At 74.1% G+C, this 15,480-nt stretch carries 15 protein-coding genes; 11 read left to right on the plus strand and 4 right to left on the minus strand.

What is annotated here, in order from left to right; all coding sequences use genetic code 11:
* Positions 1-118 precede the first annotated feature (118 nt).
* Positions 119-1,522, plus strand: coding sequence for an NYN domain-containing protein (locus ACOJVX_RS05550; RefSeq protein WP_245588743.1), 1,404 nt, complete (start codon positions 119-121; stop codon positions 1,520-1,522).
* 623 nt (positions 1,523-2,145) lie between these two features.
* Positions 2,146-3,198: a C40 family peptidase gene (locus tag ACOJVX_RS05555; RefSeq protein ID WP_026418231.1), complete on the plus strand. Its 1,053-nt coding sequence runs from the start codon at positions 2,146-2,148 to the stop codon at positions 3,196-3,198.
* 633 nt (positions 3,199-3,831) lie between these two features.
* Here ACOJVX_RS05555 and ACOJVX_RS05560 read toward each other — a convergent pair.
* Positions 3,832-4,143: a hypothetical protein gene (locus ACOJVX_RS05560; RefSeq protein ID WP_155886081.1), complete on the minus strand. Its 312-nt coding sequence runs from the start codon at positions 4,141-4,143 to the stop codon at positions 3,832-3,834.
* 159 nt (positions 4,144-4,302) lie between these two features.
* On the opposite strand from ACOJVX_RS05560, the gene ACOJVX_RS05565 reads away from it, so the two are divergent.
* A complete protein-coding gene (locus ACOJVX_RS05565; RefSeq protein WP_026418233.1) occupies positions 4,303-5,439 on the plus strand; it encodes a glycosyltransferase family 4 protein in 1,137 nt (378 codons plus the stop codon).
* 106 nt (positions 5,440-5,545) lie between these two features.
* Here ACOJVX_RS05565 and ACOJVX_RS05570 read toward each other — a convergent pair whose 3' ends face one another.
* Positions 5,546-7,393, minus strand: a complete 1,848-nt coding sequence (locus ACOJVX_RS05570) for an AMP-dependent synthetase/ligase (protein WP_026418234.1) — start codon at positions 7,391-7,393, stop codon at positions 5,546-5,548.
* A gap of 194 nt (positions 7,394-7,587) precedes the next feature.
* On the opposite strand from ACOJVX_RS05570, the gene ACOJVX_RS05575 reads away from it, so the two are divergent.
* The 6 genes from ACOJVX_RS05575 to ACOJVX_RS05600 all read left to right on the plus strand — a co-directional run bounded on the left by ACOJVX_RS05575 (position 7,588) and on the right by ACOJVX_RS05600 (position 12,158).
* Positions 7,588-8,016, plus strand: a complete 429-nt coding sequence (locus tag ACOJVX_RS05575; protein WP_035291800.1) for a hypothetical protein — start codon at positions 7,588-7,590, stop codon at positions 8,014-8,016.
* An 84-nt stretch (positions 8,017-8,100) separates the two neighbouring features.
* Positions 8,101-8,889, plus strand: coding sequence for a metallophosphoesterase family protein (locus ACOJVX_RS05580; protein ID WP_418154447.1), 789 nt, complete (start codon positions 8,101-8,103; stop codon positions 8,887-8,889).
* 28 nt (positions 8,890-8,917) lie between these two features.
* Positions 8,918-9,358 carry an SRPBCC family protein gene (locus tag ACOJVX_RS05585; RefSeq protein WP_026418236.1) on the plus strand — a complete coding sequence of 147 codons (441 nt, stop codon included), beginning with the start codon at positions 8,918-8,920 and terminating at the stop codon, positions 9,356-9,358.
* A gap of 50 nt (positions 9,359-9,408) precedes the next feature.
* Positions 9,409-10,605: an ArsA family ATPase gene (locus ACOJVX_RS05590; protein ID WP_026418237.1), complete on the plus strand. Its 1,197-nt coding sequence runs from the start codon at positions 9,409-9,411 to the stop codon at positions 10,603-10,605.
* A gap of 3 nt (positions 10,606-10,608) precedes the next feature.
* A complete protein-coding gene (locus ACOJVX_RS05595; protein ID WP_051313785.1) occupies positions 10,609-11,187 on the plus strand; it encodes a hypothetical protein in 579 nt (192 codons plus the stop codon).
* Positions 11,181-12,158 (plus strand): ROK family protein, encoded by a 978-nt coding sequence (locus tag ACOJVX_RS05600; RefSeq protein WP_081893307.1) that lies wholly within the window; start codon positions 11,181-11,183, stop codon positions 12,156-12,158. Before ACOJVX_RS05595 ends, ACOJVX_RS05600 begins: the two co-directional genes overlap by 7 nt.
* A gap of 245 nt (positions 12,159-12,403) precedes the next feature.
* Here the strand turns inward: ACOJVX_RS05600 and ACOJVX_RS05605 are convergent, their stop codons facing one another.
* Both ACOJVX_RS05605 and ACOJVX_RS05610 read right to left on the minus strand, forming a co-directional pair.
* Positions 12,404-12,916: a hypothetical protein gene (locus tag ACOJVX_RS05605; RefSeq protein ID WP_026418238.1), complete on the minus strand. Its 513-nt coding sequence runs from the start codon at positions 12,914-12,916 to the stop codon at positions 12,404-12,406.
* Positions 12,913-13,683, minus strand: a complete 771-nt coding sequence (locus ACOJVX_RS05610; protein WP_026418239.1) for an alpha/beta hydrolase — start codon at positions 13,681-13,683, stop codon at positions 12,913-12,915. Before ACOJVX_RS05610 ends, ACOJVX_RS05605 begins: the two co-directional genes overlap by 4 nt.
* Before the next feature lie 177 nt (positions 13,684-13,860).
* On the opposite strand from ACOJVX_RS05610, the gene ACOJVX_RS05615 reads away from it, so the two are divergent.
* Both ACOJVX_RS05615 and ACOJVX_RS05620 read left to right on the plus strand, forming a co-directional pair.
* Complete coding sequence (locus tag ACOJVX_RS05615; RefSeq protein ID WP_026418240.1) at positions 13,861-14,610, plus strand: lysophospholipid acyltransferase family protein; 750 nt, start codon at positions 13,861-13,863, stop codon at positions 14,608-14,610.
* A gap of 140 nt (positions 14,611-14,750) precedes the next feature.
* A complete protein-coding gene (locus ACOJVX_RS05620) occupies positions 14,751-15,266 on the plus strand; it encodes a polyadenylate-specific 3'-exoribonuclease AS (RefSeq protein ID WP_026418241.1) in 516 nt (171 codons plus the stop codon).
* Positions 15,267-15,480 lie beyond the last annotated feature (214 nt).

A 15,480-nucleotide genomic window follows, 5' to 3' on the forward strand; every position in this document is an offset into this window, starting at 1 on the left:
CGAGGTCCGGCGCACCCGGAGCCCGCCGCGACACCCCGGGAGGCGCGACCCGCCGTACGGCCGGTCACAAGGGGGCCGTGGAATTGGGGTGACTGGCCGGACGCCTTAGCCTGGTGTGATGCCGGCCGACACCGCAGGGACCGATCCACGCGATCCGTCCGACCCCGAGCAGCCCGCCGAGGCCGGCGCGCGTCAGCACGAGGACGGTGACGGGACAGCCGCCGAGGAGAACGGGGAGCCGGAGGTCGACTGGGAGGGTCTGCCCGAACCGGTGCGGCTCCGCCTCGCCGAGATCTCCGCATCGGCGCTCGGCGGGCTCTCCCTCGCCGATGTCCCCCACCAGCTCCGTCCGGTGGCGAGGTTCACCCCGGCCAAACGGGCGCGGCTGGGCGCCGTGCCCCTGCTCGCGACGGTGCGGGCCAGCCCCGCGTTCCGGGCGGCGGTCGCGAACTGGGCCCGCCGCAACCAACCCGAGTTGTTGGACGTGGGCCCGGAGGAACCAGCGGCCGCGGCCGCGGCCGGCCTGCTGGTGGGGGATCCCTCGGCGACCAGGCATGTCGAGGAGGTCGCGCGGCGGGTCGAGGACGCCCAGCTGCGGACCGAACGCGACGCGGCGTTGAACCAGATCGAACGTCTCACCGCCGAACTGGAGAGGGTGCGGGCGGCTCTTGACGAGGCGGAGGAAGCGGTTCGCGCGGCGCGGGCGACGAGCGAGTCGGATCTGGACCGGCTGCGTCGGCGGCTGCGGGAGCAGGGAACGCACCTGCGCGCGGCGAGGGACGAGGCCCTCGTGGCGCGGGAGGAGGCCGACCAGGCCCGCCGGGACGCCTCCGCGGCCGTGGAGCGGATGTCCGCGGAGCTGGAACGGGAACGGGAACGGACGGCGGCGGAACGGGTCCGCGCCGACCGGGCGGTGACCGACGCGGAGACCGCTCGTCAGGCCGCGCGGGAGGCCCGCCAGGCCGACGAGGTCCGACTGGCGCTCCTGGTGGACACTCTGGACGGTGCGGTCACCGGGTTGCGCAGGGAACTCGCGTTGGGTGGCAGCGGGCCGCGCCCCGCTGACCTGGTCGGCGGCGCGAGCCAGGCCCAGGGCGTCGGCCGGGTCGAGAACCCCGCCGCCCTGGACCGGCTCCTGGCGTTGCCGAGCGTGCACGTCGTGGTCGACGGCTACAACGTGACCAAGACCGGCTACCCCGACATCTCCCTGGCGCAACAACGGGATCGGCTCAACGGCCAGCTGGGGGCGCTGGCGGCCAGGACGGGAGCGGAGGTCACCGTCGTCTTCGACGGCGCGGGTGTGGTGGCGGTGCCGGTCGCCTCGGCGCGCGGGGTGCGGGTCCTCTTCAGCGACCCCGGTGTCCTGGCCGATGACGTGATCCGGGCACTGGTGGCGGCTGAGCCGGAGGGGCGCCCGGTGGTCGTGGTCACCTCCGACCGGGCCGTCGCCGACTCGGTGCGGCGTCGGGGCGCCCACCCGGTGCCCTCCTCGGTCCTGCTGGCCCGGTTGAACCGGATCTGACCCGCCCGCTCCGCCCACCCGTCCCAGGTGGACCGACCGACCGAGGGTTCGGCACCCGGCGGGGGTGGGCCGGTCGACCGGCACCGGGTTCCGGCGATCGGGTCGACGTGTCCGGAGCTGTCGTGCGTGGACGCGGGGGCCGGTGCCGTGAGGTGGCCGGCGTGGTCACCACACTCGCCGTACCCGTGGTCACCACGCTCGCCACGGTCCGTGTCGGGCGCGCGGGTTGCGTGCCGGTGACAATGCACACAGGGCGATTCGTCGTGGTCGTCGCCTGATGTGTGGAGCGACGCGGACGCCCAGGTCACGCTTCCAAGATCATCGGAACGGACCGTGGTCGATCTTCACCCGTTCCGGATCTTGTGCATGTTTTCACGATTTCCCTTGTCCGATGGTGGACTCAGGGCGCGGGGCCTCGTAGCCTATCCGAGACCTAGCGGCGGGCAGCCGCCCAGAAGGGCGGCTCTGCTGGTCACCGCCACATCAGCGAGTCGGGGAGCTGAGCCGGTCTCGCGCGTCGGCGGGTCCGACCGGGCATCGAGTGCCGGTCCGGGCCGGATGAGGACCGATGCCGCGGACATCTCCGGTCGGCGGTCAGACAACGTAAAGGAGTTGCGTGCGACGTGGCTTCGCATCGACGGAACCGCACGATGCGCGGTGCCTTAGCCGCCACCGCGGTCGCGGTGGCTCTGAGCCTCTTCCCCACGCCCGCTCTCGCCCAGGACTTCGACACCAAGGACGAGGCGGTAGCCAGGCTCCAGGAACTCCACGAGGAAGCGGTCGCCGTCACGGAGGAGCTGCACCAGGCCAACGACGAGTTGGAGGCCCGGCGCGAGGAGCTGCGTGAGGCGACCGAGGACGCCGAGCAGGCGACCCGGACGGCCGAGCAGGCGCTGGCCGAACAGGAGACCTTCCGCGACGAGGTGGACCAGCTGGCGAGCGCCTCCTACCAGGGCGCCCGGTTCAACAAGCTGTCGGCCCTGCTGGTGGCCGACGACCCGGAGGTCTTCCTCCAGCAGCTCTCCGCGCTCGACGTCCTCGCCAACGGCAACCGCAGGGCGATGGACCGCCTCTCCGCCGTGGTGACCCAGGCCAGCGACGCCGAGCAGGCGGCCGACGAAGCCAGGGCCGCCGCGGAGGAGGCCGAGGCCGAGGCGGTCCGGATCGAGTCCGAGCTGGGCGCCAAGCAGGAGGCGATGGACGCCAAGATCGCCGAGGTCCAGTCCTTCATCGACCAGAAGGAAGCCGAGGAGCTCCAGGTCCAGATGCCTGGCGTCGGCGAGGGCCAGACCGACTACGGGCAGGTGCCGCCGGGAAGCGGCACCGGGGCGCAGGCGGCGAACGTCGCGCTGGGCAAGCAGGGCACGCCGTACGTGTACGGCGCGACCGGCCCGGGCACCTTCGACTGCTCCGGTCTCGTCCAGTGGGCCTACGCCCAGGTGGGCATCGGCGTCCCCCGCAACAGCAGGGCGCAGGCGGCGGCCGGTGTTCCGGTGTCGCGGGCCCAGCTGGCCCCGGGCGACATCATCGCCTACGGCAGCCCCGTGCACCACGTCTCCATGTACGTGGGCGGCGGCAACGTCGTGCACGCCCCCACCACGGGCGACGTGGTGAAGGTCGTGCCGATCGACCGCGCGTCGAGCAGTCCCGTCACCGCGATGCGACGGGTCGCCTGAGCGCGAGCCGCTCCCGGCGGAGCGGCGGTGGAGTCCGGTGGGGCGCGGGAGGTCTTCCTCCCGCGCCCCACCGCCGTGCGGGGGCTGGGCATCCGGGGTGAGGTGGTCCTGGCCGCCCTCGAACCGCTGGGTCGGTAGGGAGTCGTGCCGGCCGGGGCCGGCGCTCCCGCCGGGCCGTCCCTCCTCCGGCGCCGTGCCCGTCCGCCCACGGGTCGGTTCGCTCCCGCGTCGTGCGCCCCCACGCCGTCCCTGGCGCGCGGCCGAACCCCTGATGATTCGGAGCCGAACGGAGCAGGGTTTGGTCCTACTGATCGACTGGGGAAGCACTTCGTCGCGCCAGATCGGCCGCCCACCGACAACCGGGCCGAAGTGACAGCGCAGAGGTACCTCGGTGTCACTGAGAGTCGCTACTCTCGGGGCGGCCTCGGCGTGGTCGGAGCGTTCCCCGGCGGCAGCGCGACCGGGGGTAGGGAGGGGCGCTGATGCTGATGTCGATGCTGCTCGCGATCATGTGCGGTCCGTGCAACGGTTCCGGCGTGATCCACACCAGGGAGGGCGCGGTCACGTGTCCCTGGTGCAAGGGTGACGGCGACCGGTGAGCCCGGGACGTCCCGCCGGGCGAGCCGCGAGGACTCAGTCGTCGTCCGCGTCGTCACCGAGGTACGGGGCCTGCGGCGGCGTCTCGTCCGCGTGGGCCAGTGCCCACCGCACGCAGGCGGCGCAGCGGGGGACGTGGGGACTGGCGTCCGATGGGGCGGGCCAGACCACGTCGCCGCACATCGCGCGGTAGCCCTCTGGCTCGGTCGGGCGTCCGATGTGGTGTGGCAGGATCCCGTGCCGCACCGGGCGGTCGTGCGGCCGTAGCCACCACAGCGGGTACTCCCGCCTGGTTCGGCTCGGGGCGGTCCGCTCCGGCTTCCCCCACAGCCTCCGAAGCGCTCCCATGCACCAACGGTAGCCGATCTTCGCGGCGTGGCCTGGCGTTGTCACGCGGGTGAGGGGTGGGAGCGCGCGAACGTGGCGTGGCCCGGGCCGCTCCCGGACGTCCCGCCCGCCTTCCGCGCGCCGGCCCTGGCCGCCCGGCCCGCCGTGTACCCTCGCCCGGTGCGCCGCACGTTGCTGGTCACCAACGACTTCCCGCCCCGCCCCGGTGGCATCCAGGCCTACCTGCACGCCCTCGCCAGCGCGCTCCCCCCGGACGACCTCGTCGTCTACGCACCGGCGTGGCGCGGCCCGGGGGAGTCCGCCACCGAGTTCGACGCCCGCCAGCCCTTCGAGGTGGTGCGCCACCCCGGCGGGCTGATGTTGCCCACGCCGGACGTGTCGCGTCGGGCCAGGGACATCGCTCGTGCGCGGGGCTGCGAGGTGGCCTGGTTCGGAGCGGCGGCCCCGCTCGCCCTGTTGGGGCCGTCGTTGCGGGAGGCCGGGGTGCACCGTGTCCTGGCCAGCACGCACGGGCACGAGGTCGGCTGGTCCATGCTCCCGGGGAGCCGGCAGGCGCTCCGCCGCATCGGCGACGGCGCGGACGTGATCACCTATGTCAGCCGGTACACCAGGTCCCGGTTCGCCGCCGCGTTCGGGAGGTGGGCCGCGCTCGAACACCTCCCGTCCGGTGTGGACTCGACGGTGTTCCGCCCCGACCCGGCGGCCCGGGCCGAGATCCGCTCCCGTTACGGCCTGGGGGACCGCCCGGTCGTCGTCTGCGTCTCCCGCCTGGTGCGGCGCAAGGGGCAGGACGTGCTCGTCGGCGCGCTGCGCGGAATCCGGCGGCGCGTTCCCGGTGCGGCGTTGCTGATCGTCGGGGGTGGCCCCGACGAGGCCCGGCTGCGCGGGCTCGCCGCGCGGCACGGGGTGGACGAGCACGTGGTGCTGACCGGTTCGGTGCCCTGGGCGGAACTGCCCGCGCACTACGCGGCCGGCGACGTCTTCGCCATGCCCTGCCGCACCCGAGGTCGCGGCCTGGACGTCGAGGGGCTGGGCATCGTGTACCTGGAGGCGTCGGCGACCGGGCTGCCCGTGGTGGCCGGCGACTCCGGCGGCGCGCCCGAGACCGTGCGGGACGGAGTCACCGGGCACGTCGTCGACGGGCGCGACCTGGCGGCCGTCGAGGGCAGGGTCGGGGACCTGCTCGCCGACCCGGAGCGGGCCAGGGCGATGGGGGAGGCCGGTAGGCGGTGGACGGTTACCCACTGGCGGTGGGAGGCCCTGGCGGGACGGCTGACCTCGCTCATCCGGGGGTGATCGACCGTGACCGAGGCGGTCGCCGAGCTGTCGTGGCGCGGCGGGCGCGGTGCGCGGACGGGCACCGCCGGCCGGGGGAGCGCCGGGCGTCGACCCGCGGTGGGTGTCAGCGCCGGTACAGCTCCTCGATCTCGGCCGCGTAGCGTTCCGCCACCACGGCCCGCCGGACCTTGAGGCTCGGGGTGAGCTCACCGCCCTCCTCGGAGAAGTCGACGTCGAGCAGCGTGAACTTCTTGACGGACTCCGCGGCCGAGACCGCGCGGTTCGCCTCGTCCACCGCGCGTCCCACCTCCGCCCGCACCTTCGGGTCGGTGATGAGCCCGGCCCGGTCCTCCCCGGCCACGCCGTGCTCCTCGCACCAGGCGCGGAGCGCCTCGACGTCCAGGGTGAGCAGCGCTCCGACGAACGGGCGTCCCTCCCCGACCACCAGCGCCTCCGCGATGAGCGGGTGGGCGCGCAACCGGTCCTCCAGGACGGCGGGGGCCACGTTCTTGCCCGCGGCGGTGACGATGATGTCCTTCTTGCGGTCGGTGATCCGCAGGAACCCGTCCTGGTCCAGTTCGCCGAGATCCCCGGTGTGGAACCAGCCGTCGCCGAACGCCGTCCGCGTCGCCTCGGGGTCGTTCCAGTAGCGCTCGGCGACGATCTCGCCGCGCACCAGGATCTCGCCGGAGTCGTCCACCCGGATGGTCGTGCCAGGAAGCGGGCGGCCCACCGAGCCGACCCGGGTCGCCCCGAAGGTGTTGACGCTGGCCGCGGCCGAGGTCTCCGTCAGCCCGTAACCCTCCAACACGGGAAGGCCGACACCCCGGAAGAAGTGGACCAGCCGCTCGTTGAGGGGGGCTCCTCCCGAGATCGCGGCCAGGCACCGCCCCCCGGGGGCGGCGCGCAGCCTCCGGTACACCAGCCGGTCGAACACCGCGTGCCGCAGCCGGAGCCCCAGCGGGACCCCCGCGCGGTCCCGGGCCCGACTGTGGGCGACGGCCGTCTCCGCGGCCAGGTCGAAGATCCTGGTGCGGCCCGCCGCCCTGGCCCGCTCGCGGGCGCCCTGGTAGATCTTCTCGAAGACACGGGGGACCCCGACCATCACCGTCGGGCGGAAGGTGCGCAGGTCGCTCATGAGGTCCCTGGTGTCCGGGCTGTGCCCGAGCGTGGTCCTGGAGTGGATGGCGGCGATCGAGGTCGCTCGGGCCAGGACATGGGCGAGGGGGAGGAACATCAGCAGCGAGTTGCCCGGTCGCAGCAGTTCGGGAGCGCAGGCCATCTCGGCCCTGGCCTGGGCCAACAGGTTGCGGTGCGAGAGCACGGCCCCCTTCGGCCGCCCGGTCGTGCCCGAGGTGTAGATCACGGTGGCCGGGTCGTCGGCCCGCACCGCCCGAGCGCGGGCGTGGACCTCCGCCTCGGGGACCGCCCCGCCGCCGTCGACGAGGGCGGTGACGAGGCCGTCCACGCCGACCGCGGCCGTCGGAGATGGCGGGGCGGGGGCGTCGCCGGCCGCCGCCGGGTCATCGAACCGCCACACGGACACCAGCTGGGGCAGGTCGGCCCGTACCTCCTCCAACCGGTCCAGGTGGTCGTCGGACTCGACCACCACCAGTCGAGCCCCCGAGTCGGAGAGGATCCACCGGATCTGCTCGGGGGACGAGGTCTCGTACACGGGGACCACCACGCCCCCGGCCGCCCACACCGCGAAGTCGAACAGGGTCCACTCGTACCGGGTGCGGGACATCAGCGCGACCCGGTCACCGGGCTGGATGCCGGTGGCGACCAGCCCCCTCGCGGCGGCGAGCACCTCGGCCGCGAACTCGGCGGCGGTCACGTCCACCCACGCCCCCCGCACCCTGCGGCGCAGGCTGACCGCGCCGGCGAACCGGTCCGCGTTGGCCCACACCACGTCGGTGAGGTTCTCCTCCTCCTGCACGGTGGAGCTGGCGGGGACGGTGAACTCACGCACAGGTGCCTCCTCGCGGGCTCGTGCTCTCGCCCGTCAACCGCGACCCGACGGGAGTCGGCTCGCCCGGTTCCCCGCTCCGACCGAGGTCACCTCGTCCGGCGGGTGGGCCGCACGGCCATTCTGCCGTTCCGCCGAGGAGGGCCGATGCCGGGGCGAACCCCGCACCGGGCCCGCTTCTGCCACGCTGTCCGACTATGCCCGTGGTCGACATCGCCGACGACACCTTCCTCGCCGTGCCGCCCGAGGTGGCCGCCTCGACGCTCGGTGACGAGCGGCGCTGGGCCGGTTGGTGGCCCGGTCTCCTGCTGCGGGTGGAGGAGGACAGGGGGGCGGAGGGGGTGCGGTGGCGGGTCGACGGGCCGTTGGTCGGCACGATGGAGGTGTGGCTGGAACCCGTGCTCGACGGCACCGTGCTGCACTACTTCCTGCGGGCCGACCCGGTGGTGCCGTCCTGGTGGCCCACCGCACTGCTCCCACTGGCGCACGCCGTCGCCCGGAACCGGTGGCGGACCCGGGGGCGCGCGGTGGCCCTCGCCGTACGCGGTGAGCTCGACGGCACCCGGCCGCCCGGGGTCGACCCGGCCCGCCGGACCGGGGGCGGCGCCCAGCGGGAGCGGGGCTGAACGCGGGGGCGTTCCCACCGCCGGGACACCGAGGGTCGACGACATCCCGGGGTCACCCGACCAGCCAGTGGGTACCTTCGGGGCGTGCGGGTTCACGTGGTTTCGGACGTACACGGCAACGCCGAGGCACTCGCCAGGGCGAGTGCGGGGGCCGACGCGGTGGTCGTGCTCGGTGATCTGCTCGACATCGTCGACTACCACTACCACGAGCGTGGCGTGCTGGGCCGCCTCTTCGGACCGGACCGGGTCCGGACGTTCGCGCGCCTGCGGCGTGAGGACGGGCGCCGGGCCGCCGCCTACGTCCGTTCGCTGTGGGGGGAGCTGGCCGACCCGGCGGGGTCGGTCGACGAGCTGGTCCGGGAGCAGTACGACGTGCTCTTCGGCGCGCTGGACGCGCCCACCTACGCGACCCCGGGCAACGTCGACTCCCCCCGTCTCTGGCCCGAGTACGCCAGGGAGGGCCTGGTGATGCTCGACGGGCAGAGCGTGGACCTCGGCGGACTGCGGTTCGGGTTCGCCGGCGGCGCGGTGCTGCCCCCCGGGGTCCCGCCACTGACGGGGCCGGCCCCCTGGCGTGCCTACCTGCGCACCCCCGAGGACTTCGCCCTCGCCCTCGACGCCCTGGGCGAGGTGGACGTCTGGTGCACCCACGTGCCCCCCGCGCTCGACGAACTCTGCTACGACGTCGTGGCGCGCCGCGTCGAGATCGGTTCGGAGGGGCTGCTGGACCGGATCCGCGCCCAGCGGGCCCGGTGGGCGCTGTTCGGCCACGTGCACCAACCGTGGTCCGCCAGGGCGCGCATCGGCGTCACCGACTGCGTCAACGTGGGGCACTTCCAGCGCACGGCCAGCCCCTACGTCTTGCACTGGTGACCTCGGCTGGCACGGTAACCTGCCGAGCATGGCCGACCAGTCCACCCAGTCCATCCACATCGAGGCGGCGCCAGCCGAGGTCATGGCGGTGATCGCCGACTTCGCGGCGTACCCGGAGTGGGCCGGTGGGCTGAAGGAGACCAGTGTCCTGGCCGCCCGGGACGACGGGCGAGCCGAGCGGGTCCGGTTCACCCTGGACGCCGGGATCGTGAAGGACACCTACGTCCTCCAGTACGACTGGGCGGCCGACGGCCTGTCCGTCAGCTGGGAGCTGGTGGAGGGGCAGACCCAGAAGTCGCAGCGCGGGAGCTACCAGCTGCGGGCGGTGCCCGGTGGGACGGAGGTCGTCTACACGCTCGCCGTCGACCTGACCATCCCCATGATCGGGCTGTTCAAGCGGAAGGCCGAACGTGTCGTGATGGACACCGCCCTCAAGGGGCTCAGGCGCCGCGTGGAGGGCCGGGACTGACCGCTCGCCCCCCGGCACCCACCCGCTCCTTCTTCCCTGACGAGGTCCCCGTGCGACTCCTGCTGTTCACCGGCAAGGGCGGGGTGGGCAAGACCACCCTCGCCGCGGCCAGCGCCGCCCGCCTCGCCGCGCTCGGCGGCAAGGTGCTGGTGGTGTCGACCGACCCGGCCCACTCGCTCGGTGACGCGCTGGGCGTCCCGGTCGGGGACGGGGTGGCCGAACTCGACGACGGCCTCTCCGCAGCCCACATCGAGACCCGCTCGCTGGTCGACGGTGCGTGGGCCGGACTGCGCGAGCACCTGCGGACCCTGCTCTCCGGTGCCGGCCTCGACGAGTTCGACGCCGAGGAGCTGACCGTCCTGCCCGGGGTGGAGGAGATCCTGGCGTTGACCGAGGTCGCGAGGCTGGCCGCCTCCGGCCCGTGGGACACCGTCGTGGTGGACTGCGCGCCGACGGCGGAGACCCTCCGGCTGGTCGCCCTGCCGGAGGCGCTGGCCGGGTACCTCGAGCGGCTGTTCCCGGCGCACCGCCGAGCCGTCCGGGGGCTGCTCGGCGGACTCGCGGGTGGCGGCCTGGAGCGCTGGGACAGCCTCGGGCGCGAGCTGGGGGCGCTGGCCGACCGGCTCGCCGAACTGCGGGAGTTGCTGCTCGACCAGGAACGGACGAGCGTGCGGCTCGTGCTCACCCCGGAGCGGGTGGTCGCGGCCGAGACCCGTCGGACACTGACGGCGCTGGCCCTCCAGGGGGTGCGCGTCGACGGTGTCGTCGTGAACCGGCTCGTGCCCGACGTCGGCGACGAGACCGGAACGGCCGCCGACTGGTTGCGGCGGCGGCGTGCCGAGCAGGAGGCGGTCCTGACCGAGGTGCGCGAGTCGACGGACGTACCGGTGCGGGTGGTGCCGCACGTCGCCGACGAGCCGGTCGGCCTGCCCAGACTGGGTGAGCTGGCGCTCGCCCTGTACGGGGCGGACGACCCGCTGGCCGGCGCTCCACCGACCAGGCTGATCTCGGTGTGGCGCGAGGATGACGAGGGGGACTACCTGCTCCGCCTCGCCGTTCCCCTCGCTGCCGAGGCGGCGCTGGACCTCGCGAGGGTCGGAGACGAGCTGGTGGTCACCGTCGACGGTCGTCGTCGGCTCGTCGACCTGCCATCGGTGCTGCGGCGCTGCCAGGTGGTGTCGGCCTCGGCGGGGCCCGGTGGGCTGACCGTGCGTTTCCGCCCCGACCCCCGACTGTGGATGCGGTGAGAGATGAGTGACCCACGGCCGGACGACGGTCTTCCGGAGGCTGGCAGGCGGCTCCTCGACGAGCTCGGGCAGCTCCTCGACACCGTCCACCGGCGGGCGGAACCCTGGGCCGCTCAGCTGCGCGGGCGCGCGGAGGAGGGGGAGCGGCACGGCCCCTCCTGCGTGGGGTGCCCGGTCTGCGCCGTTTCCGGGCTGGTGCGCGGGGACCGCCCCGATCTCGGGGTGAAGGTGGCCGACCAGCTGCTCGGTCTGCTCGCGGTGGTGCGGAGCGCGCTGGACGAGACCAGCCCGGCCCCGGGCGCGACGGCCGGTGCCCGGGAGAACCGGACCGGGGACCGAACCGCCCAGGAACCGTCGACGGGCGGGCGGGACCGCGAGGACCCGCCAGCGGCACCGGACGGGCACGAGGACGTCCTGGACGTCGACCACGCCGACCCGGTGCCCGAGTCGGCGTGGACCAGTGGCGCCGTTCCGCGTCCCGACGAGGCGACGGCGGGCGACCCGGTCGCTCCCAGCCCCTCCCCGCCGGCGGACGCGCCACGCGTGCGCCCCATCGCCGTCCGCTGGGAGGACGGGTGCTGACCGTCGGTGTCGACATCGGGGGTACCAGCATCCGCGCGGGCGTGGTCAACCCGACGGGCCGGGTGGTGGACCTCGCGACCACCCCGACTCCCCGGACCGAGGCGGAGCTGGACGCCGCGGTGGTCCGGGTGGTGCGCGAGCTGGGCGAACGGCACCCCGTCTCCGCCGTGGGACTCGCCGTGGCCGGGTTCATCAGCGAGGACCGCCGCCTCGTGCGCTTCTCCCCGCACCTCCCGTGGCAGGGGGCGGCGGTGGGGGACCGGCTGTCCGTCGCCCTGGGGACCCCCGTCGTGTTGGAGCACGACGTCAACGCGGCGGCACTGGCCGAGTACCGCTTCGGCTCGGCCCGGGACCGAGGGGTCGTCGCGATGGTCGCGGTCGGCACGGGTATCGGGGCCGCGCTGCTGGTCGACGGGCGGCTCTACCGGGGAGCGCACGGCGTCGCCCCCGAGCTCGGGCACCTCTCCCTGGTGCCGGGTGGGCGCCCCTGCCCGTGCGGCAAGACCGGGTGCTGGGAGCGCTACTGCAGCGGTACCGCACTCGTGGACACCGTCGTCGAGCTGGCCACCGACCGGTCGTGGCCCGGTTCCGGTCTCGCGGCCGAACTCGCGGCCGGGCGGGAACTGACCGGCGAGGGGGTGGCCGAGGCCGCCGTCGCCGGTGACCCGTTGGGGGCGGCCGGGCTCGACGAGTTCGCCGGGTGGCTCGGACGAGGCCTCGCCCTGGTGTCGGACGTCCTCGACCCGGAACTGATCGTCCTCGGCGGGGGTGTCGCCGCGTCGTCCGAGCTGTACCTGGCCTCGGCGGTCGACCACTACACCCGCGCGGCGACCGGGACCGGGCACCGCCCGCTGGCCAGCGTCGGGGTGAGCGCCCTGGGGGGTCGGGGAGGCATCGTGGGAGCGGCCGAGCTGGCCCGTGACGACCTGGTGGGGCGGGAGAGCACCCTCAGGGCGACTCCGACCCGGTGAGCCGGGCGGGTCCGGGGGTGGTCCCCGTGCGCACCTCCGCCGGGCAGCCGCACCCGGCCGGACCGGAACGTGCCGGGTGCCACCGTCGTCCCGGCCGGGAGGCGCGCCCCTGGAGGGCCCGGTTCGGCAGGTCGGTCAGCGCGGCACGGGAGGCGTGGGCCGAGGGCGGCCGATGATCTCGGCATGCGGCCTACCGACGACCGGCTCCGTGGTCGACCGGCTCCGTGGTCGTGGAGCCCGGAGCCTCAGAGCCGGGCCCCGTCGTCCCAGCCCGAGTCCGGGGGCGGTCCCTGCCGCAGTTTGAGCAGGAGCAGCCCGACCGCTCCGCTGATCACCAGCAGCCCGAGGGGCAGCGCCACATCCCGGCTCAGGCCGAGCAGCGAGGGGAAGATCAGCAGCAACAGGCCCAGGCCCATCAGGGCGAGCGCCCCCACCGTGCTCCGCTTCGGGCGGGGCAGCGGCGGCGGTTCGGGGGGCTCGAAGTGCCCCTCGTCCTCCTCCGCCGCCTGGCGAGCGGCCCGTTCCCGTTCCTCCTCGGCGAGCGCTGCCGCGGCGGACTCCTCCCGGTCCTCCCGATCGCGGCGTTCGCGTTCCCGCTCCTCCTCGTCCGAGGTGGCGTCCCGGCGGCGCTGGCGGCCGTCCTCCTCCCCTGGCCAGGGTGGGCTGCCACCGGTGTCCCGGCGCAGCCCCTCGATGATCTCGGCGAACGCCGCGTCGATGTCCTCCGGGTTGTCCGCCCCACCCGGGCTTCGGGTCATGGCCGGTCTCCTGCCTGAGCTGCGTGCACCCGCCGCACGAAGTCGACACTCCGGTTGAAGATGATGTCCGCGTCGTAGTCGAGGGTGGCCACGTGGCCGCTGTCGGTCAGCACGACGTCGGTGACGTCGGTGCTCCGCACCGAGTCAAGCACGATTCGCGAGTTGACCGGTTCGACGACCTCGTCGACCACTGAGTGGAACAGTAGGACGGGTTGCCGAACTCTGCCGAGGTCCGCGCGGACGAGCCGCCACAGCTCGGCGAGGGTGGCCACCGACCGCAGCGGCAGGCGGTCGTAGCCCACCTCGCGCACCCCCGGTTTGGCGATGCCGCCCGCGATACCCCGGGTCGTGGGCATGACGTGGGCCAACCAGGGGGTGAGGGCCGCGAGCCGGCGCCGGGTCATCACCGACGGGTTGACCAGCATGAGCCCCGCGATGTCGGACTGGCGGAGCTCCGCCAGCCGCAGGGCCAGCGTGCCGCCCATCGACAGGCCGGCCACGAACACGGTGCGGCAGCGATCCCGCAACTCGTCCAGGGACCGTTCGACGCACTCGTACCAGTCCTGCCAGCGCGTCCTGGCGACCTCCCGCCAGTGGGTGCCGTGACCGGGCAACCGGGGGCAGCGCACCGAGTAGTCCTCGGCCGCCAACCGTTCGCCCCAGGGGCGGAGGCTGTGCGGGGAACCGGTCAGGCCGTGGCACAGCAGGACACCGACGTCGGCCGAGCCGTCGTGTTCGAACGGTTCGGCGCCGGGCAGCACGGGCACTGCGGCCTCCTCCGGGAGATCGGTCACGGGCGCACCCGGCACATCGTCGCACGCGGGACGGGCCACTGGCGGGGGGTGCGTCGCGGCCCGACTGGCTACGCTGGTGCTTGCTCCGGCCGCCGGTTCCCGGTCGCCGAGGGGGTTCCGGGTTCGTAGCTGAGGGAGGCGCAAGCCACAGTGATGTACTGGCTGATGAAGAATATCTTCATGGGCCCGCTGATGCGGTTGTTCTTCTGGCCGCGCATCGAGGGCGCGGAGAACATCCCCCGCACCGGCGGCGCCATCCTGGCCGGCAACCACGTCGCGGTGGCCGACTCCTTCTTCATGCCCCTCCGGGTACCGAGACGGGTCACCTTCCTCGCCAAGCGGGAGTACTTCACGGGGAAGGGCGTCAAGGGGTGGCTGAAGAAGGTGTTCTTCACCGGAGTCGGCCAGGTGCCCGTCGACCGTTCCGGTGGTTCGGCCGCGCAGGCGGCCCTGGACACCGCGGTGCGCCTGCTCAACGAGGGGAAGTTGCTCGGGGTCTACCCGGAGGGCACCCGGTCACCCGACGGGCGCCTGTACAAGGGCAAGACCGGTGTGGCCAGGATGGCGTTGGAGGCGAAGGTCCCGGTCATCCCGGTCGTGGTCTTCGGCACCGACAAGGCCAACCCCATCGGCTCCAAGATGTGGCGGCCGCACCCGATCCGCATCAAGGTCGGGAAGCCCCTCGACTTCTCCCGGTACGACGGACTGGCGGGTGACCGGTTCGTCGAACGGGCCATCACCGACGAGATCATGTACGCGCTCATGGAGCTGTCGGGGCAGGAGTACGTGGACATCTACGCGACCAAGGCGAAGGAGGAGCTGGCCAGCGGCACGCTCCCGGTCCCGCCCCGCGTCCCCGCGACCGAGGTCGACAGGCTCCCCCAGTCGAAGGCGAGCTGACCAGCCCGCCGCTGGTGCGCGGGCGGACGTCCCCGGCCCCCTCCACGCCTCGGGGTGGACCCCGAACCCGGCGTTCGAGGGGGCCCGGGCGTCTCCGCCCCCTCGCCCCGATCGGGTAAGGGCCCGCCTAGGGTGGGCGGGTGCGGTACTTCTACGACTGCGAGTTCATCGAGGACGGGGTCACCATCGACCTGGTGTCGATCGGGGTGGTCGATGAGAACGGTCGTGAGTTCTACGCCGTCTCCACCGAGTTCGACCCAGGACGGGCCGGTACCTGGGTCCGGAACAACGTCCTGTCGAAGCTGCCGCCTCCCGCCAGCCCGGTGTGGCGCGACCGCTCCCGCATCCGGGCCGAGCTGCTGGAGTTCCTGACCGGCCCGGAGTCCGGGCCGGGTGAGGTGGAGCTGTGGGCCTGGTACGCGGCCTACGACCACGTCGTCCTCGCCCAGCTCTGGGGTGCGATGCCGGCCCTGCCCCCTCAGCTCCCCCGTTTCACGAGGGACCTGCGGCAGCGGTGGGAGGACGTCGGCCGTCCCCGGCTGCCCGCACCCCCGGACGACGCGCACGACGCCCTCGCCGACGCCCGGCACAACCGGGAGCGGTGGCGGGTCATCGACGAGCGGTGGCGTTCGTTCGTGGGCCGCCGCGCGAGCTGACCGAGCCCCGGCCCACCCCTGACGGTCCGAAACCGACCAGGCACCGCCCGACACCGCCGTCCCCGCCCTGGGAGGCGGGCGTCCCGGCTCGCCGCCCGGGAGCGGGCGGTGTCCCCGTTGCGGCCCCGGTGGGCCCCGAGGACGTCGGCGGGGACCGGGAAGATCCCCAAGCCCCGTTGCTGCACCGATCCAGCGCATGGCAGTCTCTCTCCCG

The sequence above is a fragment of the Actinoalloteichus caeruleus genome (assembly GCF_049311605.1).
Taxonomy (GTDB): Bacteria; Actinomycetota; Actinomycetes; order Mycobacteriales; family Pseudonocardiaceae; genus Actinoalloteichus_B; species Actinoalloteichus_B caeruleus.